The sequence below is a fragment of the Gloeocapsa sp. PCC 7428 genome, from assembly GCF_000317555.1.
In the GTDB taxonomy this organism is placed as follows: domain Bacteria; phylum Cyanobacteriota; class Cyanobacteriia; order Cyanobacteriales; family Chroococcidiopsidaceae; genus Chroogloeocystis.
The window spans coordinates 2,572,332-2,597,643 of sequence record NC_019745.1; the positions used below are offsets into that span (position 1 = coordinate 2,572,332).

Here is a 25,312-nt window from a genome sequence, read left to right on the forward strand (position 1 = left end):
TCAACTGTTCATTTTCAGCATTGACCTAAAGATAGGTTTTAAATAGTGCTCATTTAACTTAATAACTCTCAAACTTTAGCCTTTATCTTTGATAATTGCATGTTTTTCAAACGTGAAAGTCAAGGATAAGGGCTTGCTTCTTTTGGATTATTCTTAACAAATATTACGGCTATAAGACATAGCAGTTAATCAGTCATAAGAAAGAGGAACTTGCTAGAGAAGCATAGATATATTCAAAGTTAAGAACACTGGTACGAATAAAAGAGAGGAAATCGTAGAATGCCGGTAACGCTAGATGATACAAAGCGCGCTGCGCTTGGTAGCAAAATGGCAGATTTTAAAGCCGTTCAAGAGCTATTAATTTTTAGTGAACAACAATTATTATCTGAAGTAGATGACGAGGAGGGCAAAAAAGACCTCCAGAGTATGATTGAGTCTGACCAAAAAAATCTTGGTGTCATTGAAACTGCATATGTGCAATATGGCGTTAAGGGAGAACCAAAGCAAACAGAACAACAGTTTGTCGAAACTGTTAAGAAATTAATGCAAGGTTCTGAACTTAGTACCTATGAAAAGGTTGCTCAGCTTGAACTGCTTAAGCATAAGCAATTCATGACAGGAGACTTAATTCACAAAGCAGCGCAAGTTATTGGTGCAGACGTACAAGCTGCGATCGCACCAATTAACACCGTCAACTTCGAGAATCGCGGTCATCAAGAGCAACTTAAGCCACTGCTTGAGCGACTCGGTGTTCGTGAAATCACCGGACAAACCCCAGATCAAGGACTCTTCGCGCGCATTCAAGATGCAGCAGCGGCGGCTACCGGTGTCATTGGTAGCGTCATCACTCAAGGATCTGACAAAAAAGACATGAACATTCAGGATATTATCCGGATGGATCATGCTAAAGTCAACACCTTATATACAGAAATGGGAGCGACTGACGATCCTCAGAAGATTCAAGAATACTTCGGTCAGATGTATAAGGATCTGTTAGTCCACGCTCAAGCCGAAGAAGAAGTTGTTTATCCAGCAGTTCGTCCCTACTATGGTGACAATGACACCCAAGAATTGTATGATGAACAAGCTGAAATGAAGCGAATGTTGGATCAAATTAAAGCTTTAGATCCTTCATCTTCTCAATTCAAAGATCAAGTTAACCAATTGATGAATGTAGTAGGCGATCATATTCGTCAAGAAGAAAGCACAATGTTCACCGCAATTCGCAATAACTTCAGCGATGAACAAAGTGAGCAACTGGCTACAAAATTCAAAGAAGCTAAGAGCAAGTTGCAAGACCAAATGGCTGCTAGTTAATTTAGTCATTAGTTGACAGTTTAGTTAGGGTAAACCCCCACCACTATTTGTGGTGGGTTTCTTTATCAAGGTCTAAATTTTTATGGATATTATTGATTTAATTAAACAAGAACATCAAAAACTAACGAATTTATTAGCAGAAATGTGTAATGCAGATGTTCAAAAAAGATATACTCTCTTCAATGAACTTAGCCAAGCTATTGAATTACTCACAGAAGTAAAGCAACACTTCTATCCTCTGCTACGGCAACGATGCACAGATATTATTGAGCAAATTACTATAGCTGAAGATCAATACGATCGCCTTAAGTTCTTGATTGCGGAACTTGAGTTATTGAGTCCTGCGACAAAAGAATTTGAGCAAAAAGTTTATGACTTGCAAAAATTAGTAAGACTTTATATCCAAGAAGAAGATAAGGTTTTAGGAGAAGCTAGCAAGCGCTTAACAGACGCACAACGACAGCAGTTATCGTATGATGGTAAAAGATAGTTTTATAAAAACAAAAAAGCCCGCTACTGCGGACTAATATTAGATAAATCTCTCTAGTTTCTTAACCATTAACGATCGTGCCACCGTTGGGGTGTAAAACTTGCCCTGCAATGTAAGACGAATCATTAGCCGCAAGAAATACATAACATGAAGCGACTTCTTCCGGTTGACCTGCACGACCCATAGGGACTTGCTTGCCAAAGTCTGCGACTTTTTCTTCGGGAAAGGTTGCAGGAATCAGCGGAGTCCAAATTGGACCTGGTGCGACAGCATTAACCCGAATTCCTTTTTTCACTAAGCTTTGGGAAAGCGATCGCGTAAACGCAACGATCGCGCCTTTTGTTGAAGAGTAATCAATTAACTGCTGATTACCTTGATATGCAGTGACAGATGTTGTATTAATGATCGTGCTACCTTCTTGAAGATGCTTTAGCGCCGCTTTGGTTAGGTAGAACATCGAAAAAATATTCGTGCGGAATGTGCGTTCCAATTGTTCCGCGCTAATATCCTCAAGACTTTCTTGGGGATGCTGTTCTGCCGCATTGTTCACTAAAATATCAAGTTTACCGAACTCTTGTACAACTTGTTCGATCGCTTGCTTGCAAAAACTTTCGTCCCCAATATCTCCCGCGATCGTTGTCGCTTTACGTCCTTTTTCTTCTACTAAACGCTTTGTTTCTTTCGCATCATCGTGTTCATTAAGGTACATAATCGCGACATCAGCACCCTCTTTCGCAAAGGCGATCGCCACCGCACGACCAATACCACTATCACCACCAGTAATCACGGCAACTTTACCCAATAGTTTACCGCTACCCTGATGCTGGGGGTCATCTGCCTTGGGCTTTGGCGTCATTTCTGATTCCAGTCCTGGTTGTTGATCTTGCTCTTGTGGCGGTTGCAACGATTGTTCTTCTGGCATAGCTAATTATCTCCTGTAATGAATTACATAAAACAGGCTTAGTCTTGTTTTTCTCAGCAGTAATACATTTTTTAGATGATGCTGCGTTGATTCCTGTCATATGAATTCTTAAACAATTTTCTGAGCAACGCGACTATCATCTCTAGCACTAACTTATCTATCACCTCCTTTGACTTTATCGATCTAGAGATGGAAAGCAGAATTTATGCGTGTCAGCCTTAGGAGGTAGAGTCAACTAACATTTACTTTTATTTCGGGTAGATGGCATGAGCTATTAGCTATTTTTCATTGCGAAGAATTCAACAATAACAGCTTTCCTAATACATCAAAACGCGTAATCCATAATTGCGATCGCGTATTTATACCCGTAAAATTTAACTAATTTGCCAAAAAAATGGCTTTATAAGTAAATAGAATCATTTTGATTAGAGTGTGCCTAATCTTACTGTTTCTTAAGAAGTATTTCGTACACAATACTAACCAGAGTAAGATCGCTGTAGTTAAGGTCTGTAGGCTGGGGCGATGCAAACGTTAGATCCTTCATTAATAGAAACGCAACATATCGAAGTATTCAAACAGCTACAATCTCAGTTACGCGATCGCTGGGCAACAATCGAATTGTTTGACCAAAGTGATGCTGATATCTTGGTCATTCCTTCGTTGAGTGTAGACCAGCGCGAACTCCTCAAAATACCAGGCTGTCATCACTACGAAGAACGTTTGCTGTTCTCTTTGATTCGCCTGCAAAACCCGCGTACCCGCCTGATTTATGTCACTTCGCAGCCGATACATCCAAGCGTCATAGACTACTATTTGCAGCTTTTACCAGGAATTCCCTTTTCCCACGCCCGCGATCGCCTGCTACTCCTTTCGACTTACGATTCCTCACTCAAACCCCTGACGCAAAAAATTCTCGAACGCCCGCGCCTCATTCAACGAATACGTCAAGCGATCGACCTCAAAAACGCCTACATGATTTGCTACAACTCATCTTTTCTAGAAAGCGAGTTGTCTGTACGCATCGGAGTTCCCTTGTATGCGTGCGATCCCCAACTATCGATTTGGGGGACAAAAAGTGGAAGTCGGCAAATCTTTGCCGAAAGTGGCGTACCGCATCCTGATGGAAGTGGTAGCGTATGGAATGCACAAGACTTAGCCGCAGAAGCCGCCAACTTATGGGAACGTAAACCCGAAATTAAACGGTTAGTCGTTAAACTCAACGAAGGAATTTCCGGTGAAGCGAATGCTTTACTTGACTTAAGACCAATTCATCACTTAGCACCTGGAAGTGCAACACGCGAACAACGTATCGAGGCAATGACGCAGCGCTTTGCTACGATGAGTTTTCAAGCCACATCCGAAAATTGGGCAAATTTTTCGACTCGGATTCCTGAATTAGGCGCAATTGTTGAAGAATTTATCGAAGGAGATATTAAGCGATCGCCCAGTGTACAAGGTCGAATTACCCCCAGTGGTGAGGTAGAAATTCTCTCAACCCACGATCAAATTCTTGGTGGTCCTGACGGTCAAATTTATCTTGGTTGTCGCTTTCCCGCCGATGAAGCCTATCGAATGCGGCTACAAGAATTAGGGATAAAAGTTGGTAGAAAATTAGCTGAAAAAGGTGCTTTAGAACGCTTTGGTGTTGATTTTATTGCTGTACAACAACCCGATCGTAACGGCATACAACACTGGGATTTACAAGCAATTGAAATTAATTTACGCAAGGGTGGAACAACACATCCATTCATGACACTGAAACTATTAACTAATGGACGTTATCACCCAGCAACGGGAATGTTTTATAGTCCTCATGGTCGTCCAAAATACTACATTGCTACTGATAATTTACAAAAAGAGCGCTATCGCGGCTTACTTCCTAGCGACTTAATGGATATCATTGCTTATCATCGGCTACATTTTGACACTGGAACCGAAACAGGTACAGTCTTTCATCTAATGGGTTGCCTTTCAGAGTTTGGCAAACTTGGATTAACAAGTATTGGTGATTCTCCGCAACAAGCTGAGGAAATTTATAACAAAGTCGTGAAAATTTTAGATGAAGAAACGCGCCACAATGCTCATAATCCTACTTGGGAATTAGACGCTTGCGGTCCTATTATTTGGAACGGTGCAACTTGAGTAACGATTTGCATGGGTTTATATCTAAAGGAAGTACCTACTCAAGAACACTGTAAGTCATTATAAAGACAGTGCCAAGGTCAAGTTAAAACTGATTATTCATCAGATGCAAACCTGGTCTAGACAAACATGATTCTACCAGGAGTTAGTAATGACAAATATCAAAGAACAAATTACAAACGACCTCAAACAAGCAAAAGAAACAGGTCAATTAAAGGCATCTCGAATTCGTGAAATTGTCCAAAATGCGGTTTCACAAGTAACCGACGAATTCAAATCAGGCTCAAACGAAATTCGTTCGCTTGTTAAAGATGCTGTTTCAGCCGTCGCCGAAAATGTTCAGCAACAAGGAGACGATCTCAAAGAAAATATCACCGCTTCAATTGAAGGCGCGATCGATGGTGTGACTAGCTTAAGACGCAAAGAAAACGCCAAAACTCATGCTGAAGTAAGGGAACTACAAGCAAAGCTTGATTCCGAAGAAGAAGAATTGCAACAGGAAATAGAAAGACTCTTAGGAGATATTGAAGATACTGGAAAAGACACTTCGCCCAACATCAAAGCAGCAATCGAATCGGCGATCAACACGCTAAAAAATAGCGAGGAAGCTGCAATACTGCAAAAGCGATATGCACAACTCCAAGCCCAAGCAGCTATTCTACGCGCTAATATAGCGGCGCGTTACGGTGGAAGATACGAAGATGTCAAAGAGTATCTTGACGAGGCTAAAACTTGGTATAGTAAAACACGCACCCAGGCTGAACCTGTCGCTGAACAAGTAGAACAAAAGCGATCGCAGCTAGAAGAAAAAATGGGAGATGCAGGAGTTGCGATCGCTAAAAAAGAAAGACAAATCAAACGTATTCTTAGCGATTTACTGCAAACAGCAACTGACTATTTGCGAGATAAAAAGCCACCGACAACATAACAAATGTGATTTATTTATAACAGCAAGTTTCTGAGTCTCTTTAAATAACAAATAGAGGCTCAGTATTTTATATTTGTATGTAAATCTAAAAAAAATAACCGTACTGCCTATTTGAGTACGGTTTCCTGTGTTTACAGTATCAGATGTTTGAGCTATCTGACATTAATATACCGCCTTGTTCGTGCGTTCTTCGTGCTTGACAATTATCCAAACTGCATGAATACTTCCAGGAAGCCAGCCTAAGAGGGTAAGCACAATATTAATTAAAAAAGCTGTGCTAATTCCTTCTGTTAAAAAGACTCCCAATGGAGGTAAAAGAATACCTGTAGCTATTCGTAGTAGTTTCATATTGTTGCTCTTAACTTTGTACTGAACTACCTTTAAATCTATACTCTTGTATTTCGAGTTTTAGTGCCTCCACCTAAGGAATTATTACTTCTAAAATTGTTTCTCAACGTATCAGAAATAGTGTTCCTTGGAGTAAAAACCGTATAATTTTACTGTATCTTCAGTAACTCAGAAGGTTTAAATGTAAATCCGGCTTTGCTTCACCTTTGTTTATTGACTTGAGCATATCTAAGTCAACAACATATTGAGCCGGATTTAATCTGTTTCTTTCAGAAGAACTGAAATATCGAGGTGAGAAGCTATGACTTAACTTCTGTATTAGTCGTAGTTGCTGTAATACCTAAATTTCTTTCAGCAAAGTACTTACTCAAAAAGGTGTTGACAAAAGATAGAATCACTGGACCTAGAAGCGCGCCCACGATACTATATACAGCAAATCCTGGAACAAATAGCGCTGCTAGCCAAAAACATAAGCCATTGACGGCTAGTGAGGATAGTCCTAGAGTAGCATAGTTGAGTGGTAGAGCCAGTTTAGTGAGTGCTGGTTTCACCGATGAATTAGTTACACCGATAACAAAAGCAGCGATCAAAGCAGCTGGAAAAGTTGCAATATCAACACCTGGAACAACAATGTCAACAATTAGTAGGCTTAGAGCAGTAGCTAGTAGTGTAAAAAAAGCTGCGGTCATAGAGTATGTTCTCCTGAATTTATGACTGGAAATTTCAGAGAGAGTTTAATAATTACGATCTTCTATGGTTATCCGCGATCGCACCTCTCCAAGAAGATAGATCTCTCGGAAAACAAGCTTTATTTACTCTTACGTATCTGCGCTTTGAAAACGCGATAGAAGAATAATGGATTACCCATGATGTAGCGTTTCCACAAGCGATGCGGTTCAGTAACTAAACGCGTTAGCCATTCTAAACCACAGTTAGTCATCCATGCTGGACCGCGATACACTGTACCAGTATAAAAATCAAGACAAGCACCTAATGGTACAAAAACACGGGCATTTATGCGTTCTAGATTATTTAATATCCATTGTTCCTGTAATGGCATACCAAAGCCAACAAAAAGAACTCCTGGTTTAAATTCATTGATAAGTTGAATAACACGTTCATTTTCAGCACCAGTTTTTTCAAAATACCCGTGATGTCCTTGTACTTGTAAATTAGGTGCAGCCGAGGTTAGCTGAGTTATGGCTTTTTCAACTACACCAGGTTTACCAGCAAGTAAAAATAATGATATATTATGTTGCTCGCACGCCAGTCCTAAATTTTCGATATAGTCAGGACAAGTCATACGATGCGTAGAGTCTACATCATAACCAAGCATTTTTGCTCCCAGCAAAACACCAAAGCCATCACAAAATATCAAATCTGAATTGTTAATAAAACTTCTATACCAATCAAGCTCATACGCCAGATTCATTGCTTTAATATTGACGTTGCTGATTATCGTTTTTCGCTTGTTTTTGCGGCTTTAATTGCATAATTTATGAGTTGACAAACATTAATTTTATGAAATTTTGTTTCAAGGATATTGACTTCATCAAACTTATTCATGTTCAATCCCAATCTTGAAATAAGACTTGGCAATCATCCAAAGTTATAAATACAAATACTAAATAAATTTTAGAAATCTATCTCAGATATAAGAAATAGAAAAGGCTTGCTGGTAGCATTACTCGTTGCTCTTATCTACCAAACTTTTTTGAATTGAGGGATGTAGAATACTGTAATTGGTTATTGCATCACAAGCTTCTCATTAACAATTCCCGAAATTATTCAGCAAATAGTCGCTAATCCATGTTTTGATTATGCGGTAGCGTGATGTATCAACTCATAGTTGTGTAAAATCGAGAAAGCCTGCATATTCTGGTAGTCGTGTCGCAGTTGGTTCAGCGTGCAATTCACTGCATTAACCCAAATTGCCCGCATCCTTATCCTAAGACTTGGGGAAGCAAGTTTTGCGATCGCTGTGGTACATCGCTACAGTTAAAAGGTCGCTATGTGCCTTTACAACAGTTAGGCGCAGGTGGATTTGCCACGATATACACCGTTTGGGACTTGCAGTTTCAGACGCAACAAGTGTTGAAGGTCTTAATCGATCCTTCACCTAAAGCATTAGAATTATTTGAACAAGAAGCCGCAGTACTTCAGCACTTACACCATCCAGGTGTCCCCAGAGTAGAACCTAATGGCTATTTTCAAGTCACTATCAAGGGGTTTCAGCCGCTTTCCTTGCCATGTTTGGTAATGGAAAAAATCGACGGTCAGACTTTGCAAGAGGTGTTAGAGAAGTATCCGCAAGGCTGCCCAGAAGAGTGGGTCATAGCTTGGCTAAAGCAAGCTATAGAGATTTTACACGAGTTACACACCCGCCAGATCGTTCATCGCGACATTAAACCATCAAATCTCATGTTGCGAGAAGCAACAGGACAACTCGTTTTAATTGATTTTGGGGGAGCCAAGCAGATTGCAGCAACATCACGCTTAGCAGACCACTCAACACGATTATTCACTTCAGGTTATAGCCCACCTGAACAGATAGCGGGAGGCGTTGTTGGACCATCCGCCGATTTTTATGCACTGGGGCGGACGATGATTGAAATGCTTACGGGTAAGTACATCTCGGACTTACAAGATCCGATGACAGGACAATTACAGTGGCGTCGCTTTGCGCAAGTTAGCCCTGCGATCGCTGATTTGCTCGATGATATGGTGCAAGATGATGTCCGCCGTAGACCAGCAAACGCGAGAATTATTCAAGAACGTCTAGCGAAAGCGCAAAAGCCTTTTCGATGGCTATTTTTATTCAAACTCCTGCTCAATAGCTGGAACAGTTCGCGGATTGTATTTCGTTCCTTGACGGTGGGGTTATCGAAATCAACGGTTGTTCTACTGAGAGCGATCGCACAGGTACTACGCGCTACCTGGGATACCTTTTGGGAAATGCTATTAGGTGCAAGCGGAGCGTGTGTCGCAACACTTATAGGCTTTGTTTTAGCATATTGGTCGCCCCTCGGAAATGCGATCGCTCGTTTTTTGTCGCAACAGCTTTTTTTAACCGTAGAAGCAGATATTCTATTATTTGCCGTTGTGGGCATGGGAACCGCATGGGGACTCACAGCCGCTGGTGGATTTGGTCAGCGACGGCGATATTTAATTGCTGCACTCATGGGGTTGTGCGGCTATAGCTTAAGTTGGTTGGTTTGGCAGCTGATCCTTGGAAATACTGGAGATGCTGGAATTGCAGCGTCAATTGCGATCGCCGTTGCTTTTCTCACCTTAGGTTTAGGTTTACCCAGCCATTATTTAGTTCATTCAGGAATTACGGCGGGTGGTTGTGCTGCGGTGTTTTTGCTCCTCACCAGCTTGAATATTTATCCACCTGGTTTTTGGCACTTTCCTATTATCACTTCACCAAGTTGGTTAGATTTAGCTGCTGCGATCGCTTTCTTTGCTACTTTAGGTCTGATTCTTGGCTTTTGGTTGGGTATTAGCTACTACATTGTTGTTCCTATACTACGCTTTTTAGGCTGGCGCTAATACTTATACCGTTCAATTTCAGTTGATACAAACAGGCAGCTTCAGGAGCAGAGGAGAAATGATTTGTCGTTTTAATTTAGTGAAATGGTATAATCCAGTTTCGGGGATTTCAACTTGTACTCCGGTAATTTGCACCAGCGACGCTTCAATTTGCGCCATTCAGTCTGTAACCAGCGATGCTGTTGGAGAAGCAAGATTGCCTTCCATAATGCCATTCAACTGGAGCGCCATCAACTCAAACACCTTACTTTGCAAGTAAAGTTGCTTCGCCGCACCAAAAAACGGACAATCGATCATCTGTCTAACTACTGCTCGCATTGCTGCTGTGGTTTTGGGTGAAAACACCCGTTGCAGTTGTTCTTCTGTACCAAGGGTTGCAGTTCGGCTAGCAGTTCTCCTGTCGGTGTAGCAAAAAATTGCCTCAGCAGGTGTGGCAGCATATGAATATCCACGCCAACCTGAGGTTGAGATTGAGGCGAAAACACCGTCAGGCTACGCTGAATCCTACTCCCACCTACATAGCTTTGCGCTGCATTAATCAACACATGGTCGCCACTATCTTCTACCCCCGACAACTGCACCTTGAATTGCACAAGATGATCCTTCTCCAATCCGCATACTGTCAGATCGCGATAGGTTTTGTTGAAAATAAACAGTTCTAAACCTGGATATAACTCGATTATGTGATAGTAGGCAGGACCTAATAATGGTGGCACTGTGTAGATAGTTTCTAGGCGATCGCTCGAATTCGCAGGTGGACAGTGCTGTTCGGCTTCCGCCCAAATTTCCGCTTCTGCTTGTTCAGTTAGCTCAAGGCTCATGGAAAACCAGGATATCTCAGTTTAATAGGAATTAATTTTAATAATCCCTGGCTAGTGTTGAGTAGTCAAGGCATTTCACTTCCGTGCGCAAATACTTAACAATAGCAATGTTTCGGAGCGAGGAGTTAGGGACGAGGGGCGAGAGAAGACTATACGTAAACGCAGCTTTATTGAATAGTGATTTTGATCAAACAAACAGAGAAGTCGTCATTTTATCAAGTTCACATAGTGGACTTCGCGATCTAGCCGCGAATTCGTTCGCCAGGCTATATGTAATGAATAAAACATCGGGCAATTAACTCATAAAAAGTTCAGCAAATTAAACCTGAACTTTGCCTTATTTTTCTTACATTTAAGATTAATTACCCTGTACTGGTAATCGTTAACGCTATAAAATCATTACCTTATTTAAAGATTTAGTGTAGTGGAACCGATGATTTTACTTTGCGTCAAACAGTTTGAGCTATAAATTTAACACAGCACCCTTCCAAATTACACTTAATTAGTAAGTAAGTTAGTTACGCAATGAAACTCACTCTTTTCTCTGTCGCTATTTTGTTAACTCCCATGTGGTTCGTAGCTTCAGCACAAGCGTATAGTCCTCAGGATTTGGAGCAACTCAAGCAAACTAGAGCGTGTCCTCGATGCGACCTCAGCGATGCACCGCTAAATCAATTAAATTTGAGTGGCGCTAACCTTCGAGGCGCTAATCTAATTCGTGCTAATTTATCGCAAAGTAATCTCACAGGTGCTGACCTAAGTGGGGCGAACTTGGATGTTGCCGATCTACGTGGGGCGAACTTAACCAATGCTACTTTAACTGGAGTTAATCTCCGAACGGCAAATTTAGAGAATGCTGACTTGACTTTTGCCGGTTTCATTGCTGCTAATTTAGAGGGAGCAAGCCTCCGAGGTGCAAGAATGTTAGTGACTAACTTCCGAGGTGCAAAGTTTCGACTAACAACAATGCCCAATGGTGTCGTTACACCCGATCGCCGCTATTGGTAATCGCTGAACCTCAGTATATATACTGAGGTTTTTGTATACAAAAATGTAAAAAACATAAATTTGGTGTTATTGCGTTTCTAAGTTTGGGATTAATGAGCGAGGAACAGACTTGGTGACGCAATGAAAATTTTACAATTCGCTACAATTTCGACGGCTGCTATTTCTTTTTTAGCAGGGTTTGCTCCCGCAATAGCTCAAGACGTTGACTATGTTTGTTACATGACGACTAAATCAGGTCAGGTATTAGATTTGTCTGCATCAGTGTGTCAGGTCAACGCATCTACCCGATTGGCAAAAGCAACAAGTGGCGTGGGAGGCGATCGCGCTTTTATCGCTGACTACAAGCGCACAGTCATGAGCTATCCTCAAATTGGAGATAAATTACTAGCAAGCATCGAGCGATCGCCCGAATCGAGTATTATGCAAGCAAAAAGCATATGCAACGAGCTAGAAATCGGGCTGACGTTAGAGGATATCGTCTACCACCGCACCGAAGGCGTTACAAGTACAGTCGATAATGTTAATTCATCGGTGATTGCAAGTTTAGCGACAAAACACTACTGTCCTCAGTTTAGTAAGCCATAATCAGCCATCCAAAATAGCTTGTTCATGTATACATGAACATACTTACATATAAATTCTTGCTTGAACGATTCTTTATCATGGGGGAATAGGTAATTACGAATTACTGCATCGATGCTCAGCCGTATAAAAGAGTTAGCAACTGAACTAGCACCCCGCCTGATTGAAATTCGCCGCCATATTCACATTCATCCAGAATTGAGTGGTCAAGAGTATCAAACAGCTGCTTTCGTCGCAGGAGTGTTATCATCCTGTGGAATTCACGTACAAGAAGGCGTAGGAAAAACTGGCGTTGTGGGAGAGGTGCAGGGAGGTGGTCGCGATCCGCGCTTACTCGCAATTCGTACGGATATGGACGCGTTGCCGATACAAGAGCGTACTGGTTTAGAATATGCTTCGCGGACACCAGGAATTATGCACGCTTGCGGTCATGACGTCCACACGACAGTCGGACTAGGTACAGCGATGGTTTTATCGCGCCTTGCGGAAGAATTACCAGGTAATATTCGATTTTTGTTTCAACCAGCCGAAGAAATTGCCCAAGGTGCCAACTGGATGGTAGCGGATGGCGTTATGGAAAACGTTTCGGCAATTTTCTCACTTCATGTTTTTCCTTCGATTCCTGCGGGTTCAGTGGGGATACGCTACGGAGCCTTGACCGCCGCAGCGGATGAGTTAGAAATTATGATTATCGGCGAATCAGGACACGGCGCGCGACCGCATGAAGCGATCGATGCGATTTGGATCGCGGCGCAAGTTATTACAACGCTACAACAAGCAATCAGCCGCACGCAAAACCCATTACATCCAATCGTATTAACGGTTGGTCAAATTCAGGGCGGTCGAGCGCCGAATGTAATTGCGGATCAAGTTAAGTTGCTCGGAACCGTGCGATCGCTGCATCCTGAAACTCGCGCCAAACTTCCGAATTGGATTTCGCAAATGGTTGCGAATGTTTGCCAAAGCTACGGCGCAAGGTGTGAAGTAAAATACAGTCTTGGAGTTCCAGGCGTGAATAACGACTTGTCACTCGCACAACTCATGCAAACTGCGGCGGAAGAAGCTTGGGGAAGCGATCGCGTACAAATTTTACCCGAACCATCGTTAGGGGCAGAAGATTTTTCGGTTTACCTTGAAAAAGCGCCTGGTGTGATGTTTCGTTTAGGTGTAGGCTATCCCGACCGCAGTGTAAATCACCCGCTGCACCATCCACAATTTGAAGTAGACGAGACAGCGATTGTTACCGGAGTTGTCACGCTAGCATATAGCGCTTGGAAGTATTGGCAGCAAAATATATAGCAGAGGTCAGGGGTGAAAATCAGTTATGGTAATGGTTATTCGTACCTTTAATGTCCCAACTACCCCAACGAGACTGCTATATGTACTTAATTATCTTATGATTTACGCAATCTTAGCGTTTTGAGCGGAACCAAGACTTGGGGGCTTTCCCCATTCCCCGCATCGGAGGACGCAACCGTCCCCCAAACCTCCTCCAAAAAAGCGGCTACTCATGCACAGCCGTGATTGTTCGGGGTAGCTGTTGCGTAAATCTTATACCTAATGCCGCTTTCTACCTTTACAACACTCATTTCTGACGATAAACGCCGTCTTCCACAAGAAGGATGCTGCTTTTACGATCAATTGGTAATCTATCAATCATTGAGTACATAACGACGAATCAGCTATGCCATCAAATACACCATTGCAAGGCACCGATTTAGTAGATTGTGCCAGAGCTAATGCTAAGCAAGGAATTGAAACTGCGGCTTACCAATGCGGCTATGGTGAAGATGTGAATGCATTTGCGAAAGAACTCAAAGCCGCTTGCGAACAAATGAATCTGCAAGTTAAAGAATTGAGTGAACTCATTGACGAGCAAGAAATGCCTTTACAGCTGGGAGGTGAAATTGTTGCTCCTGATACACCATCTGAGCTATAAACAGCTTCTACAGTCGCAAAATTGCGCGGGCTAAGTTGAAGTAAATCAAGACACCTAGCACATCCACAGCCGTTGTAATAAAGGGTGCAGACATTAAGGCTGGGTCTAAGCCTATTAAGCGAAACAAAAAAGGTAATGCAGAACCTGATACAGACGCAAGAATCGAAATTGCGACTAGACTCATCCCAACCGCGATCGCGACTAACCAACTTCCCTGCAAAAAGTAACTCCAGACAGTGGCGATGCTTCCTAGCATTGTCCCTAATAAAGCTCCGGCGATCGCTTCGCGCACTATGACTTGCAGCGGTCCTAGGGCTTTAATTTCATCGGTATTCATCCCTCGGATCACAACAGTAGAAGACTGCGCGCCAACATTACCACCAGTACCAGTTAGCAAGGGAATAAAAGCTGCGAGCGTTACTACTTTTTGTAAAATTTCTTCTTCAGACCTAATAATCGTTCCAGTAACAGTGTTAGTTAAAAGAAGCACAAATAACCAAACAACGCGCTTGCGTGCAACTGTAATTAAATCAGTTTGGAAATAGTTATCTCCTCCTGATTGCACACCACCACCCAACGCATAAATATCTTCGGTGGTTTCTTGTTCTAAGATATCAATCACGTCATCAACCGTGATAATTCCCACTAGACGCTGTTCGCGATCGACGACAGGCACCGCTAAAAAGTCATAGCGTTGAATTAATCTCGCCACTTCTTCCTGGTCAGTATCAGTATAAACAAATACAACTTCACGCGTCATGATTTCGCCGATCGTTTGCTGCGGCTGTGCGGTGACGAGTTCTCGTAGCGACAAAATCCCAGTTAATCGTCTTGCCGCGTCGGTGACATAAAGATAGTAAATTGTCTCAGTCGCATTTGCTAAACGGCGAATTCGCTCTAATGCTTGCGCGGCGGTAAAGTTTTCTTTTAATGAAATAAGTTCGGGTGTCATGATCCGCCCAGCCGTACCCGCTTCGTAACCTAATAGTTGAGCGGTTGCTTGGCGTTCCGCAGGACTCAGTTGTTCTAAAAGGCGAGTTACAAATTTTGCTGGTAATTCATCAAACAACCTGGCGCGATCGTCGGGTGACATTTTATCGACAATATCGAGAACATCTTGACTTTTAAATTCGACGATGAGTGCTTCTTGAACACTTGAGTCAAGATATTCGTAAACCTCGATCGCTTCACTTTTCGATAGTAAACGAAAGGCGATCGCTTGCATTGCTTCTGGTAAGCCTTCGATTGCTTCCGCGATATCTGCGGGCTGTACAGGTTCTAAAATAGCCTTGGCTCCCTGCAAATCACCTTGTTCGAGGAGTGATTGCAGTTGATTCCGTACTAACTCTCGCAGTTCCCTGCGCGAGACATCCTGAAATTGTGAGGATACATTGTTAGTTTCAGTCAAAGCTTACCGTCCTGAACCCAAAAGTGCAAAATTCGCTGCTTTTAGTCTATGTGATATGGGCGAATTTCCGAAATATTGATTAGTCTATAATTTTTTACAGCGAGCAAGATAGAAAGTCCGTAAGTTCGCACATTCTCACCCGTCACCCCTCTCTTAAGCCAAGTGCGGCATCACTCAAAATTCATCACTCCGCGAAGCAGTAAGGTGCGGCTTTTGCGGTGGAATGTTAAGTAAACACCGAACTGTTACTCGCGATCGCTTACTTTTACAATGACTGTAGAGCGGTTAAGTTCAAGCTCTCACATTGGTAAGTCAATGTTTTACCTGCCGGTATCGCTGTTACTATTTCTCGTCTTATTGCTGTTTCTACCCTTTTTGTGGTTTACGCTAGCAGTTGACGTTATTAGGCTAGCGGTAGCCAAGTTGGGGTTTGCACCCGATGTAGCGGTGTTATTACTAGCTGCGGTAATCGTTGGCAGCACAATCAATATTCCACTTTACAAAGTTGAAGCGCCGCAACCAACAGCAGATAATTTAACTGAATTATGGTTGCGCGAGTATTGGGGTATTCCGCTCAAACGGATGAAACGCTCTACTGTCGTTGCGATTAATGTAGGAGGCGGTGTCATTCCTGTAGGATTAGCATTGTATCAATTTACGCAAGGTAATACCTTGGCAATTGTGTTAGTGACGGCGATCGTGACGGTTGTTAGTTACTATGCAGCTAGAGTTGTGCCAGGAATTGGCATTCAAATGAATCCCTTAATCGCACCGTTGACTGCGGCATTATCAGCAATGGTCTTGGCAACAGCCCATGCAGCACCAGTGGCTTTTGCTGGTGGAATTTTAGGAACTTTGATTGGTGCTGACTTATTTCACCTCAAAGATATTCAATCGATGAGTTCGGGGGTTTTAAGTATTGGTGGTGCAGGAGTATTTGATGGTATTACTTTGTGCGGTTTGTTCGCCTTACTCTTGACCTAAATTAGAGGTCAGGGGTCAGAGGTCAGAGATCGGGGCTAGCTGATCAATACCATAGGTACAAACACAAGGCGTCTTCTTCATAGAATTTCTATCTGACCTTTGATCTCCAACTTCTTTTCATATTAGGAGAAGCTATTCAAATGCCTGTTGAAACAAACAATAACAAGCGCTCGAAAAAGCCGCCACAAGCACGGCAATTCGGAGGCAGCTTGCTGATTTTATTTACGATACTTTTGCTACTAAACTTTATTGTGCCAAGCTTTGGTCCGCGTTTACCGCAAGTTTCTTACAGCGATTTTATTGCGCAAGTCGAAGCGGATAAAGTCGATCGGGCAATTGTTGGTAGCGACCGCATCGAGTTTGCACTCAAATCCGAAACACCAGAAGAAACGGGTCAAGCTTTTACCACAACACCAATTGCGATTGACTTAGATCTTCCCAAAATTCTTCGCGACCATAATGTTAAATTTGCGGCTCCAGCACCGAATAATAATGGTTGGATTGGCACAATTTTAAGTTGGGTGATACCGCCATTAATTTTCTTTGGAATTTGGGGATTTTTAATTAACCGTCAAGGTGGCGGTCCTGCTGCGTTAACGGTTGGTAAAAGTAAAGCGCGTATCTACTCCGAAGGAACTACCGGAGTTAAATTCGGTGATGTCGCCGGAGTTGAAGAAGCTAAACAAGAAGTCCAAGAAATTGTTGATTTCCTCAAAAATGCGGGTAAATATACTCGACTTGGAGCGAAAATTCCTAAGGGAGTTCTACTTGTCGGACCTCCAGGAACAGGAAAAACCTTACTCGCAAAAGCGATCGCCGGTGAAGCGGGTGTTCCTTTCTTTAGCATTTCCGGTTCAGAATTTATCGAGTTATTTGTCGGTGTCGGTGCAGCGCGCGTCCGCGATCTATTTGAACAAGCGAAGCAACAAGCGCCTTGTATCGTCTTTATTGACGAGTTAGATGCTTTGGGTAAATCGCGAGGCGGTGCTAACGGCTTTGTTGGCGGTAACGACGAACGCGAACAAACGCTAAACCAGTTGCTTACCGAAATGGATGGTTTTGATGCGAATACTGGCGTAATCATCATCGCCGCGACAAACCGTCCTGAAGTGCTAGATCCTGCGCTACGCCGTCCAGGAAGATTTGACCGTCAAGTTGTTGTCGATCGCCCTGATAAAGTCGGTCGCGAAGCGATTCTCAAAGTTCATGCACGGAATGTGAAGTTAGCGGATGATGTCGATTTGCTAACCGTTGCCGGACGTACCCCAGGCTTTGCGGGAGCCGATTTGGCAAACTTAGTGAACGAAGCCGCACTTCTCGCCGCCCGCCAAAATCGCGAAGCTGTGTCGATGAGTGACTTTAATGAAGCAATCGAGCGTGTCGTGGCTGGTTTAGAGAGGCGATCGCGCGTTCTCAATGAAAATGAGAAAAAGACCGTTGCTTACCATGAAGTTGGTCATGCGATTATCGGTGCTTTGATGCCTGGTGCGGGTAAAGTCGAGAAAATCTCAGTGGTTCCTCGCGGTGTAGGTGCATTAGGTTATACCGTACAAATGCCCGAAGAAGACCGCTTTTTAATGATTGAAGATGAGTTACGCGGGCGGATTGCAACGCTACTTGGCGGACGCTCTGCTGAAGAATTGATTTTCGGGAAAGTATCTACAGGGGCGAGTGATGACATTCAAAAAGCTACTGATTTAGCAGAACGCGCTGTGACACTTTACGGTATGAGTGATGAGTTAGGTCCAGTTGCTTTTGAGAAAATCCAACAAGAGTTTCTCGGCGGTTTTAGCAACCCGCGTCGTTCAGTTAGCCCCAAAGTTGCAGAAGAAATCGACCGCGAAGTCAAAGAAATCGTTGATGGAGCGCATCACATTGCTTTAAGCATTTTGGCTCAAAATCGCGACTTGTTAGAGGAAACGGCACAGATCTTATTGCAGCAAGAAATCCTCGAAGGCGAAAAACTACGCGAACAACTGAAAAAAGTGCAAGCACCATCCGAGTTAGATGAGTGGCTGCGTAGTGGCAAGTTATCTCCTGACAAGCCTTTGATGCAATCAGTTTTGGTGTAAGTGAGACTAAAGAATTAAGGCGATCGCTTCTCATGCAAGGGCGATCGCTTTTTCTTGTCAATAAATAGACTTCTTGCATGAATCACAAACGCCCTCTGACTGAAGTCAGGGGCTACTCAAGCAAAGTGTACTTTCGTACACTGAGGCAAGACTTTTATCAATAAGTTGACAGTGGTAGATTGTCTTTTGTTTGGCTGTGAATTTATTCATCAAGCATTCATGCAGGAGGTTTAATCAATGCGTGTGAGTCTCGCCCTCACCCTAAATCCCTCTCCCAAACTTGGTAGAAGGACTTTGACAGAACGCTTTTTGGCACTCAATCTTCTGTATCTAACCGCCGAATTCTTCGCTGTAATTCAATTTCTTGCGAACTACAAATTGTTTCCAAATCAGCGACTCGCTGTTCTAAGTTCTTGATACTATTTGCCAAATTGTTACTTGCGTCATTATCTGAGCTACGCCAAACGGCAACTGTACCAATAGCGGCACCTGTCACTACCGCTAATGGCAGAATAGGACCACTTCTAGTAACAGGGACTAACGGAATGCAGATCGCAAGCATACCTGTCGCAAAGCCCCAGATTTTGCCGGTAGCTGAAACGCGGATATCTGTCTCGGAGTTACTTGCCATAAAATAGTAGATTCTACATTAAATAAACAAAAGTTTTAATAAACTAAGATTCGCTCTATTCCTGCTTAGTCAGGTTAATACACGGCGTTAGGTCTAATGCTGCAAGTATTATTCTTGAGCTAGCAAGACCTGATAAAAATTCACTCTATCTTTAGATTAATCTCTCTAGGTAGATGACCGAGGTAAATAAAGTTTTAACAATATTATTTATAAGTGAAATTAATTAGTGAGCAGAGTGATTCTGCATTTGGGTACAGCGTAACGGGCTTTCAGCCTAGTGGTACTAAACTTTAGCTCAGGTAGAAACAACAAGCGATCGCTTTCAAGTTGTTGGTCACGGTTACAACCAATTTTGGGTTGCTTGAGTATCAAAGCTTTAGTGAATAATAATCATTTTCATAAAGAAAATTGACCCCACTATTTAGCTGTATTGCAACATTGTTGCGCATAAAAAAAGAGTTGAGGGGGGCTTTTAAGCTGCAATTATGTCACCTGGTGTATTAATTCTAATCGCGATGCTCGGCATCGGCTTACTGCTGTTTCTGGTAATGGGTTTAAGGCTACAAGCATTCGTAGCTTTGCTCTTGAGTAGTTTATTCGTTGCGGTTGCAGCAGGAATACCTTTAAATGAGATTGCCAGCACAATTCAACAAGGTATGGGGAACACCCTTGGCTTTATTGCGATTGTGGTTGGTTTGGGTACGATGTTTGGCGAGATGTTACGCGTGTCTGGCGGCGCGGAACAATTAGCAAATACTTTAGTAAGACGCTTTGGACAAGATCGCGCGCAGTGGGCGTTAGGCTTGACAGGATTTTTAGTCGCAATTCCTGTCTTCTTTGATGTTGGTTTAATTATTCTGATTCCGCTGGTGTACAGTTTAGCGCAACGGACTGGAAAATCGTTGCTGTATTATGCCATTCCCTTAACCGCAGGGTTAGCAATCACTCACAGCTACATTCCACCAACGCCAGGTCCGGTTGCGGTTGCGTCATTAATTAATGCGGATCTGGGTTGGGTGATTTTGTTTGGTGCGATCGCGGGTTTACCGGCAATGATCGTCGGTGGTGTCTTCTTTGGTAAGTACATCGGCGGGAAAATCCACGTGAAAGTGCCAGAATACATGATCATTGACGCACCAGAAAAGGAAGTGGCAAAAGACCCACCGCCGTTTGGTATAATCGTTGCCATTATTGCAATTCCACTTTTACTGATTTTGCTCAATACTGTTTCTGGAATTTTGTTACCAGAAGGTAATTTTGTCCGTAATTTACTCGGATTTTTAGGACATCCATTTACCGCGTTACTTCTTGCGGCGCTTGCTTCGTTTTATTTATTAGGAACTCGACGCGGTTACACGCCAGATGAAATTCAAACTATCGCAACAAAATCGCTCGAACCAGTAGGATTGATTATTTTAGTTACAGGTGCGGGTGGTGTTTTTGGCAGAGTTTTGGTAACAAGTGGCGTCGGTGATGCGTTAGCCGGTGTCATGGCGGCATCAAACTTACCGATTATTCTTCTTGCGTTTCTTATTGCGACTGCGGTACGAGTTTCGCAAGGTTCGGCAACAGTATCAATGGTAACAGCCGCAGGAATTATGGCACCCGCAATCGAAGCAGGGAATTATTCTGCACCAATGGGTGGGTTAATTACAATTGCGATCGCATCCGGTGCAACCGTACTTTCCCACGTTAACGATTCAGGTTTCTGGTTAGTCAGTCGTTATCTCGGATTATCTGAGAAAAATACACTACGTTCGTGGACAGTCATGGAGACGATCATTGGTTTGGTGGGCTTTTTGATCGTGTTTTTGATCAGCTTTTTTGTGTAACTAAGTAGCGAATGGGTAATGGGTAATTCTAGATGAATATTATTTCCAATTACCAGTTACCAATTTACTTACGTTTATTTTCACCCACTGACTAATCCTAAATCTATGAGTCAAACTTACTTTCTCGGTGTTGATATTGGCACCACGAGTACAAAAGCGATTGTTTTTTCGGCTTCAGGTGCAATTAAAGGTATGGGGAATCGGGGATATAAAATTATTGTCCCCAAACCCACTTGGGCAGAACAAGACCCTGAAGCAATTTTTTCCGCGGTGATTGCAGCAGTGCGCGATGCAGTAGATGCAGCAGAAATTTCAAAATCGGCGATCGCCGCCTTGGGCTTTAGCGCAGCAACACACAGTTTAATCGCCGTTGATGCCAAAAACTATCCTTTAACAAATGCCATTATTTGGGCAGACAATCGCAGTATTCATCAGACAGAATTCCTCAAGCAACAAGATCTGAAACACGATCTTTACTTGCGTACCGGAAGCCCGATTCATCCAGTTTCCGTTGTCACAAAGTTGATGTGGATGCGCGAATCGAACCCAGATGTTTTTGAGAAAGCTGCTAAGTTTATCTCGATCAAAGAGTATATTTTCTATCAATTATTCGAGCGCTACGTGATTGATTACTCGATCGCATCAGCGACAGGGTTACTCAATTTAAAACAGCTTGATTGGGATACCGAGGCGCTGCAACTTGCCGGAATACGTGCAGAACAATTGAGTGAACTCGTTTCGCCAACGCACGTTTTGCGGGGGATGAAAACACGTTATGCAGAAGTTATGTGCATTGCACCTGATACACCCGTTGTGATTGGGGCAAATGATGGTGTTTTAGCCAACTTGGGAGTTGGAGCGATCGCTAAAGGCGAAGTCGCGATTACGATTGGTACGAGTGGTGCAGTGCGCACGGTTGTAGATACACCACTAACGGATGAGAAAGAAAGAACGTTTTGTTACGCTTTAACTGAAAAACACTGGGTTATCGGTGGACCCACAAATAATGGTGGAATTGTTTTACGGTGGTTTCGCGATAACTTTTGCGCGCCAGAAGTCGCAAAAGCGAAGCACTTGGGGGTAGATCCGTACGACTTGATGATTGCGTCGGCGATGGAAGTTTCTCCAGGCGCTGAAGGTTTGTTGTGTTTACCTTATTTATCAGGCGAACGCGCCCCGCATTGGAATGCGAAAACACGTGGTTTATTTTTTGGTGTGGGATTACATCACGGGCGATCGCATTTTGTCCGCGCAATTATAGAAGGCATCTTATTTAACGTTTACAGCGTTAACGTCGCTTTACAAGAACTTACCGGAGATATTAAAGAAATTCGTGCTTCGGGTGGTTTTGCGCGTTCGACTCCTTGGCGACAACTAATGGCAGATTTGTTTGGAATTGAAGTACTTATGCCAGAAGTTTATGAAGGAAGCGGGTTTGGTGCAGCAGTCTTAGCAATGTATAGTGTCGGTGCGATCGCCGCTTTCGCTGACGTGCAAAAATTAATTCGCATTACCTATCGTCATAAACCTAATGCACATTTAGTCAGCACATATCACGATCTGTTCTCGTTGTACGAACGCTTGTATCAAAACTTAGAAAATGAATTTAGTGCGATCGCCGATTATCAAAGCCAAGCAGTTAAGAGGAATTGAATCTGAAACATTTTAAGCCTTAGGTTCAATCCTCAACTTACATGGCGATCAGAGTGGGATGACAAGGTTCTTGCTAAGAGTTTATCGTAACTGGATAAAACTACGAATGAACACTTATGGTTCCCCAGTTAAGTAGACGTACATTTTTATCGTTGAGTTTAGGAACGACTGCTTTCTTTTTTGGTAGTAAATTGCAACCCGCCTCAGCAAAGTCTACAGCATCTGTAATGAAGTCAAATCAGGTGCAGTTGAGTCATGGTGTGACTCTAAATTACGTTGAGAACCAACCGTCTTTTAAAGATTCAGATGCGATTATTTTCCTACATGGATACACAGACTCTTGGCGATCATTTGAACGTAATTTACCTTTGTTATCAAACAAGTTTCGCATATTAGCAATTGACCAACGTGGTCATGGTAACTCTTCACGTCCCTCCTGCTGTTATACGCAAGCTGACTTTGCTGCGGATATTGAGGCGTTTATGACTGCTTTGAAAATCGACAAAGCTACTCTTGTTGGTCATTCAATGGGAGGGTTTATTGCGCACAAAGTTGCAGTAGACTATCCGCAACGCGTCCAGCGATTAGTGCTGATCGGTGCTGCACCTACCGCAGTGAGAAACCCAGTAATTAAAGAGCTTAATAATACTATTCAAGCGCTAGTCGAGCCGATTGATCCTGGCTTTGTCCGCGAATTTCAAGCGAGTACCTTTTATAAACCGATTCCACCTGCGTTTTTAGATACTGCGATTTCTGAAAGTTTGAAAGTGCCACTGATAGTATGGAAACAAGCTTTAGCAGGGCTGATTGTCGAAGATTATGCTACGCAGTTAAACCAGATCGAAGCACCGACATTAATTTTATGGGGCGATCGCGATGGTATTGTAACGTTGCAAAACCAACAAGCCCTCCAAGCTCAAATTCCCAATTCCACTTTAAAAATCTACCGCGAAACTGGACATGGTTTACACGTCGAATCTCCCCAGCGATTTGTCCGCGATTTGTATCGTTTTATGTGGAGATCGCGCTAAGCTGTTAAATATTTCAGTTGCTAGTTTAGATTGCAGACGAGGAAGAGAGCACAGGAGTGCAGAAGAAGGTTTCCAAATTTGCTCAAAATTTTAAATTATGCAAGTTAAATACGCTTTAGCTTAACAAAATAGCCAGTTACCTGCGGATTACAGGTGTGTGATTTGCTGAACCAGTACGGAGTTTATTGCACCACAGTACCTCGATCGCCATCGATAGGATTTCGCCTGCTGATATCTGAACGCGTTTAGAAACCACTATTGTGTGAGGTAAAAATATCGTCATGAGTTGACACCTCTGAACTACTGAGGAGGAGGACCACCGCCAGGAAGACCGTCCTTTGGAGAGCTACCTGCTAAACTTGGCAATGAAATACTAGACTGAGATTGAGTTTTGGAAGGAAGCTGAATCAATATTTTTTCTGTTCCGTTTAGTCCAGTCTTTACCTCGGTAAGATTGTTAACGGTTGCTCTGGTTGTGATGGGAGTAAATACAGGTTGTTGATTTGCACTCGCAACAAAAACACCTGTGGTATTTTGCTGATGCACAACCGCAACTGTAGGTACGGCGATCGCATTCTGCAACTGACCAACTTGGAACTTTACAGATACATTCATTCCGGATCGCAACAGCTTCTCGGAATCGGAAAGGAGCGCAATTTTTACCTCAAAGCTAGTGACATTTTGCGCCACGGTAGCCTCAGTCGCGATTTGCGTAACTCGTCCCTGAAACGTTTTGCCAGGATAGGCATCTGCCGCGATCGCGACTTGTTGACCAACGCGAATTTGGGAAATGTTGTTCTCCGCAACGTTGGCTACAACCTGATTCGTGGCAGCCAATGACAGAATCGATGATGAAGTTGCCGAGGAAACCGCACTACCTGCCGTCGTTGGCGTGACAAAGGCACCTGGATCGGCATACTTGCGACTCACAACTCCACTAAATGGCGCTCGAATTACCGTATCAGCGATCTGCGTCTGGATCGTTTGTAGCGCACCTTGCGCCGACTGTACCTGATGCACGCGCCGCCGCAATATCTTCTTGGCGCGATCCAGCTTGAGACAGCGCGAGAGCTTGCTGTGCTTCGATTACTTGGGCTTGAGCCGTAGCGCGAGCGGTGCTAGCTTGGTTGTAAGCTTGGCGAGAAATTGCCCCTGCTGTAAAAAGTTCTTGATTGCGGCGCAAATCATCTTGGGCTTGGGCAATATCTTCTTTGCGATTTCCTGCTAGCAGTTTCGCTAAATTAGCTTGAGCAACCGCGAGTTGTCCCTGTAAATCAGAGTCATCCATGTAGGCGATCGCTTGTCCCTTGCTGACAAAATCACCTTCCTTCACCAACAGGCTTTTCAGAATTCCTGCCGTTTTAGGACTGACATTGATCGTCTGCTCCGGTTCGACAGTGCCATTGGCTGAAACTGCGATCGTTAAATTCGTCTGTTCGACTGGCACCGCTGCCATGGGTTGTGCTTGCTGTTGGGGCATAAATTGGCGATAGACAAGATAGCTACCACCTGCAATCAGAAATAGAGTTAATCCAAATAGCCATTTTGTAATTCTCAGTTTTTTGACAGTTTGAAGCGAGGGCGTGGAGTCAGTTGAACCGAGTAGATTCGGGTAATTGCTGGGATCGAGAGAATCAAAAGCCATATCCACT

25 protein-coding genes are annotated in these 25,312 nt (G+C 43.2%); 14 read left to right on the forward strand and 11 right to left on the reverse strand.

Features of this window, described 5'->3' with window-relative positions; all coding sequences use genetic code 11:
* Nucleotides 1-279: 279 nt before the first annotated feature.
* Entirely contained in the window at nt 280-1,317 is a 1,038-nt protein-coding gene (locus GLO7428_RS11230) for a hemerythrin domain-containing protein (RefSeq protein ID WP_015188663.1), read from the forward strand.
* Nucleotides 1,318-1,399: 82 nt separating this feature from the next.
* Nucleotides 1,400-1,807 carry a hemerythrin domain-containing protein gene (locus GLO7428_RS11235; RefSeq protein WP_015188664.1) on the forward strand — a complete coding sequence of 136 codons (408 nt, stop codon included), beginning with the start codon at nt 1,400-1,402 and terminating at the stop codon, nt 1,805-1,807.
* A gap of 61 nt (nt 1,808-1,868) precedes the next feature.
* On the opposite strand, the gene GLO7428_RS11240 is transcribed toward GLO7428_RS11235, so the two are convergent.
* On the reverse strand, nt 1,869-2,729 hold the full coding sequence (locus GLO7428_RS11240) for an SDR family oxidoreductase (protein ID WP_015188665.1): 861 nt from the start codon (nt 2,727-2,729) through the stop codon (nt 1,869-1,871).
* Nucleotides 2,730-3,251: 522 nt separating this feature from the next.
* Here GLO7428_RS11240 and GLO7428_RS11245 point away from each other — a divergent pair.
* Both GLO7428_RS11245 and GLO7428_RS11250 read left to right on the forward strand, forming a co-directional pair.
* Nucleotides 3,252-4,871 carry a peptide ligase PGM1-related protein gene (locus tag GLO7428_RS11245; protein WP_015188666.1) on the forward strand — a complete coding sequence of 540 codons (1,620 nt, stop codon included), beginning with the start codon at nt 3,252-3,254 and terminating at the stop codon, nt 4,869-4,871.
* A gap of 151 nt (nt 4,872-5,022) precedes the next feature.
* Nucleotides 5,023-5,799 (forward strand): hypothetical protein, encoded by a 777-nt coding sequence (locus GLO7428_RS11250; protein ID WP_015188667.1) that lies wholly within the window; start codon nt 5,023-5,025, stop codon nt 5,797-5,799.
* Between the two features lie 162 nt (nt 5,800-5,961).
* Here GLO7428_RS11250 and GLO7428_RS11255 read toward each other — a convergent pair whose 3' ends face one another.
* The 3 genes from GLO7428_RS11255 to GLO7428_RS11265 all read right to left on the reverse strand — a co-directional run bounded on the left by GLO7428_RS11255 (nt 5,962) and on the right by GLO7428_RS11265 (nt 7,579).
* Nucleotides 5,962-6,147, reverse strand: coding sequence for a YqaE/Pmp3 family membrane protein (locus GLO7428_RS11255; protein WP_015188668.1), 186 nt, complete (start codon nt 6,145-6,147; stop codon nt 5,962-5,964).
* Between the two features lie 299 nt (nt 6,148-6,446).
* The gene (locus GLO7428_RS11260) at nt 6,447-6,836 is read right to left on the reverse strand and encodes a phage holin family protein (RefSeq protein WP_015188669.1); all 390 of its coding nucleotides are present in this window, start codon (nt 6,834-6,836) and stop codon (nt 6,447-6,449) included.
* A 119-nt stretch (nt 6,837-6,955) separates the two neighbouring features.
* The gene (locus GLO7428_RS11265) at nt 6,956-7,579 is read right to left on the reverse strand and encodes a WecB/TagA/CpsF family glycosyltransferase (protein ID WP_015188670.1); all 624 of its coding nucleotides are present in this window, start codon (nt 7,577-7,579) and stop codon (nt 6,956-6,958) included.
* 455 nt (nt 7,580-8,034) lie between these two features.
* Here GLO7428_RS11265 and GLO7428_RS11270 point away from each other — a divergent pair, with 455 nt between their 5' ends.
* Nucleotides 8,035-9,699, forward strand: coding sequence for a serine/threonine-protein kinase (locus GLO7428_RS11270; protein WP_015188672.1), 1,665 nt, complete (start codon nt 8,035-8,037; stop codon nt 9,697-9,699).
* Nucleotides 9,700-9,858: 159 nt separating this feature from the next.
* Here GLO7428_RS11270 and GLO7428_RS27835 read toward each other — a convergent pair whose 3' ends face one another.
* Nucleotides 9,859-10,017, reverse strand: coding sequence for a hypothetical protein (locus tag GLO7428_RS27835; RefSeq protein ID WP_155823693.1), 159 nt, complete (start codon nt 10,015-10,017; stop codon nt 9,859-9,861).
* On the reverse strand, nt 10,005-10,520 hold the full coding sequence (locus GLO7428_RS11275; RefSeq protein WP_051038425.1) for a hypothetical protein: 516 nt from the start codon (nt 10,518-10,520) through the stop codon (nt 10,005-10,007). Before GLO7428_RS11275 ends, GLO7428_RS27835 begins: the two co-directional genes overlap by 13 nt.
* 525 nt (nt 10,521-11,045) lie before the next feature.
* Between GLO7428_RS11275 and GLO7428_RS11280 the strand changes: the two genes are divergently transcribed.
* The 4 genes from GLO7428_RS11280 (at nt 11,046) to GLO7428_RS11295 (ending at nt 14,049) form a co-directional block, all read left to right on the forward strand.
* On the forward strand, nt 11,046-11,528 hold the full coding sequence (locus GLO7428_RS11280; protein WP_015188673.1) for a pentapeptide repeat-containing protein: 483 nt from the start codon (nt 11,046-11,048) through the stop codon (nt 11,526-11,528).
* Between the two features lie 120 nt (nt 11,529-11,648).
* On the forward strand, nt 11,649-12,113 hold the full coding sequence (locus GLO7428_RS11285; RefSeq protein WP_015188674.1) for a DUF732 domain-containing protein: 465 nt from the start codon (nt 11,649-11,651) through the stop codon (nt 12,111-12,113).
* Nucleotides 12,114-12,224: 111 nt separating this feature from the next.
* Nucleotides 12,225-13,409: a M20 family metallopeptidase gene (locus GLO7428_RS11290; RefSeq protein ID WP_015188675.1), complete on the forward strand. Its 1,185-nt coding sequence runs from the start codon at nt 12,225-12,227 to the stop codon at nt 13,407-13,409.
* Between the two features lie 385 nt (nt 13,410-13,794).
* Complete coding sequence (locus tag GLO7428_RS11295) at nt 13,795-14,049, forward strand: hypothetical protein (protein ID WP_015188676.1); 255 nt, start codon at nt 13,795-13,797, stop codon at nt 14,047-14,049.
* A gap of 7 nt (nt 14,050-14,056) precedes the next feature.
* Here GLO7428_RS11295 and mgtE read toward each other — a convergent pair whose 3' ends face one another.
* Nucleotides 14,057-15,457 carry a magnesium transporter gene (mgtE, locus tag GLO7428_RS11300; RefSeq protein WP_015188677.1) on the reverse strand — a complete coding sequence of 467 codons (1,401 nt, stop codon included), beginning with the start codon at nt 15,455-15,457 and terminating at the stop codon, nt 14,057-14,059.
* A 315-nt stretch (nt 15,458-15,772) separates the two neighbouring features.
* Here mgtE and GLO7428_RS11305 point away from each other — a divergent pair, with 315 nt between their 5' ends.
* Together GLO7428_RS11305 and ftsH are read left to right on the forward strand one after the other, a co-directional pair.
* Nucleotides 15,773-16,441, forward strand: a complete 669-nt coding sequence (locus tag GLO7428_RS11305) for a DUF1614 domain-containing protein (RefSeq protein ID WP_041918605.1) — start codon at nt 15,773-15,775, stop codon at nt 16,439-16,441.
* Between the two features lie 140 nt (nt 16,442-16,581).
* Nucleotides 16,582-18,513 (forward strand): ATP-dependent zinc metalloprotease FtsH, encoded by a 1,932-nt coding sequence (ftsH, locus tag GLO7428_RS11310; RefSeq protein WP_015188679.1) that lies wholly within the window; start codon nt 16,582-16,584, stop codon nt 18,511-18,513.
* 316 nt (nt 18,514-18,829) lie between these two features.
* On the opposite strand, the gene GLO7428_RS11315 is transcribed toward ftsH, so the two are convergent.
* Entirely contained in the window at nt 18,830-19,144 is a 315-nt protein-coding gene (locus GLO7428_RS11315) for a hypothetical protein (protein WP_015188680.1), read from the reverse strand.
* Nucleotides 19,145-19,629: 485 nt separating this feature from the next.
* Between GLO7428_RS11315 and GLO7428_RS11320 the strand changes: the two genes are divergently transcribed.
* The 3 genes from GLO7428_RS11320 to GLO7428_RS11330 all read left to right on the forward strand — a co-directional run bounded on the left by GLO7428_RS11320 (nt 19,630) and on the right by GLO7428_RS11330 (nt 23,660).
* The gene (locus tag GLO7428_RS11320) at nt 19,630-20,976 is read left to right on the forward strand and encodes a gluconate:H+ symporter (RefSeq protein ID WP_015188681.1); all 1,347 of its coding nucleotides are present in this window, start codon (nt 19,630-19,632) and stop codon (nt 20,974-20,976) included.
* Nucleotides 20,977-21,081: 105 nt separating this feature from the next.
* Complete coding sequence (locus GLO7428_RS11325) at nt 21,082-22,629, forward strand: gluconokinase (RefSeq protein WP_015188682.1); 1,548 nt, start codon at nt 21,082-21,084, stop codon at nt 22,627-22,629.
* Between the two features lie 116 nt (nt 22,630-22,745).
* On the forward strand, nt 22,746-23,660 hold the full coding sequence (locus GLO7428_RS11330) for an alpha/beta fold hydrolase (protein ID WP_015188683.1): 915 nt from the start codon (nt 22,746-22,748) through the stop codon (nt 23,658-23,660).
* A 136-nt stretch (nt 23,661-23,796) separates the two neighbouring features.
* On the opposite strand, the gene GLO7428_RS27840 is transcribed toward GLO7428_RS11330, so the two are convergent.
* Genes GLO7428_RS27840 through GLO7428_RS29010 form a run of 3 tightly spaced genes read right to left on the reverse strand, consistent with a single transcriptional unit; the run spans nt 23,797 to nt 25,305 of the window.
* The gene (locus GLO7428_RS27840; RefSeq protein ID WP_155823694.1) at nt 23,797-23,943 is read right to left on the reverse strand and encodes a hypothetical protein; all 147 of its coding nucleotides are present in this window, start codon (nt 23,941-23,943) and stop codon (nt 23,797-23,799) included.
* A 17-nt stretch (nt 23,944-23,960) separates the two neighbouring features.
* Nucleotides 23,961-24,692 (reverse strand): efflux RND transporter periplasmic adaptor subunit, encoded by a 732-nt coding sequence (locus tag GLO7428_RS29005; RefSeq protein ID WP_231295583.1) that lies wholly within the window; start codon nt 24,690-24,692, stop codon nt 23,961-23,963.
* A complete protein-coding gene (locus tag GLO7428_RS29010; RefSeq protein ID WP_231295584.1) occupies nt 24,622-25,305 on the reverse strand; it encodes an efflux RND transporter periplasmic adaptor subunit in 684 nt (227 codons plus the stop codon). The genes GLO7428_RS29005 and GLO7428_RS29010 overlap by 71 nt, the downstream gene beginning before the upstream one ends.
* Between the last annotated feature and the right edge of the window lie 7 nt (nt 25,306-25,312).

Excerpts from the sequence above, each read along its gene's own strand:
- GLO7428_RS11230 (WP_015188663.1), top strand. The coding sequence starts at position 280 with ATGCCGGTAACGCTAGATGATACAAAGCGCGCTGCGCTTGGTAGCAAA.
- GLO7428_RS11235 (WP_015188664.1), top strand. The coding sequence starts at position 1,400 with ATGGATATTATTGATTTAATTAAACAAGAACATCAAAAACTAACGAAT.
- GLO7428_RS11240 (WP_015188665.1), bottom strand. The coding sequence starts at position 2,729 with ATGCCAGAAGAACAATCGTTGCAACCGCCACAAGAGCAAGATCAACAA.
- GLO7428_RS11245 (WP_015188666.1), top strand. The coding sequence starts at position 3,252 with ATGCAAACGTTAGATCCTTCATTAATAGAAACGCAACATATCGAAGTA.
- GLO7428_RS11250 (WP_015188667.1), top strand. The coding sequence starts at position 5,023 with ATGACAAATATCAAAGAACAAATTACAAACGACCTCAAACAAGCAAAA.
- GLO7428_RS11255 (WP_015188668.1), bottom strand. The coding sequence starts at position 6,147 with ATGAAACTACTACGAATAGCTACAGGTATTCTTTTACCTCCATTGGGA.
- GLO7428_RS11260 (WP_015188669.1), bottom strand. The coding sequence starts at position 6,836 with ATGACCGCAGCTTTTTTTACACTACTAGCTACTGCTCTAAGCCTACTA.
- GLO7428_RS11265 (WP_015188670.1), bottom strand. The coding sequence starts at position 7,579 with ATGAATCTGGCGTATGAGCTTGATTGGTATAGAAGTTTTATTAACAAT.
- GLO7428_RS27835 (WP_155823693.1), bottom strand. The coding sequence starts at position 10,017 with ATGCGAGCAGTAGTTAGACAGATGATCGATTGTCCGTTTTTTGGTGCG.
- GLO7428_RS11275 (WP_051038425.1), bottom strand. The coding sequence starts at position 10,520 with ATGAGCCTTGAGCTAACTGAACAAGCAGAAGCGGAAATTTGGGCGGAA.
- GLO7428_RS11280 (WP_015188673.1), top strand. The coding sequence starts at position 11,046 with ATGAAACTCACTCTTTTCTCTGTCGCTATTTTGTTAACTCCCATGTGG.
- GLO7428_RS11285 (WP_015188674.1), top strand. The coding sequence starts at position 11,649 with ATGAAAATTTTACAATTCGCTACAATTTCGACGGCTGCTATTTCTTTT.
- GLO7428_RS11290 (WP_015188675.1), top strand. The coding sequence starts at position 12,225 with ATGCTCAGCCGTATAAAAGAGTTAGCAACTGAACTAGCACCCCGCCTG.
- GLO7428_RS11295 (WP_015188676.1), top strand. The coding sequence starts at position 13,795 with ATGCCATCAAATACACCATTGCAAGGCACCGATTTAGTAGATTGTGCC.
- GLO7428_RS11305 (WP_041918605.1), top strand. The coding sequence starts at position 15,773 with ATGTTTTACCTGCCGGTATCGCTGTTACTATTTCTCGTCTTATTGCTG.
- ftsH (WP_015188679.1), top strand. The coding sequence starts at position 16,582 with ATGCCTGTTGAAACAAACAATAACAAGCGCTCGAAAAAGCCGCCACAA.
- GLO7428_RS11315 (WP_015188680.1), bottom strand. The coding sequence starts at position 19,144 with ATGGCAAGTAACTCCGAGACAGATATCCGCGTTTCAGCTACCGGCAAA.
- GLO7428_RS11320 (WP_015188681.1), top strand. The coding sequence starts at position 19,630 with ATGTCACCTGGTGTATTAATTCTAATCGCGATGCTCGGCATCGGCTTA.
- GLO7428_RS11325 (WP_015188682.1), top strand. The coding sequence starts at position 21,082 with ATGAGTCAAACTTACTTTCTCGGTGTTGATATTGGCACCACGAGTACA.
- GLO7428_RS11330 (WP_015188683.1), top strand. The coding sequence starts at position 22,746 with ATGGTTCCCCAGTTAAGTAGACGTACATTTTTATCGTTGAGTTTAGGA.
- GLO7428_RS27840 (WP_155823694.1), bottom strand. The coding sequence starts at position 23,943 with ATGACGATATTTTTACCTCACACAATAGTGGTTTCTAAACGCGTTCAG.
- GLO7428_RS29010 (WP_231295584.1), bottom strand. The coding sequence starts at position 25,305 with ATGGCTTTTGATTCTCTCGATCCCAGCAATTACCCGAATCTACTCGGT.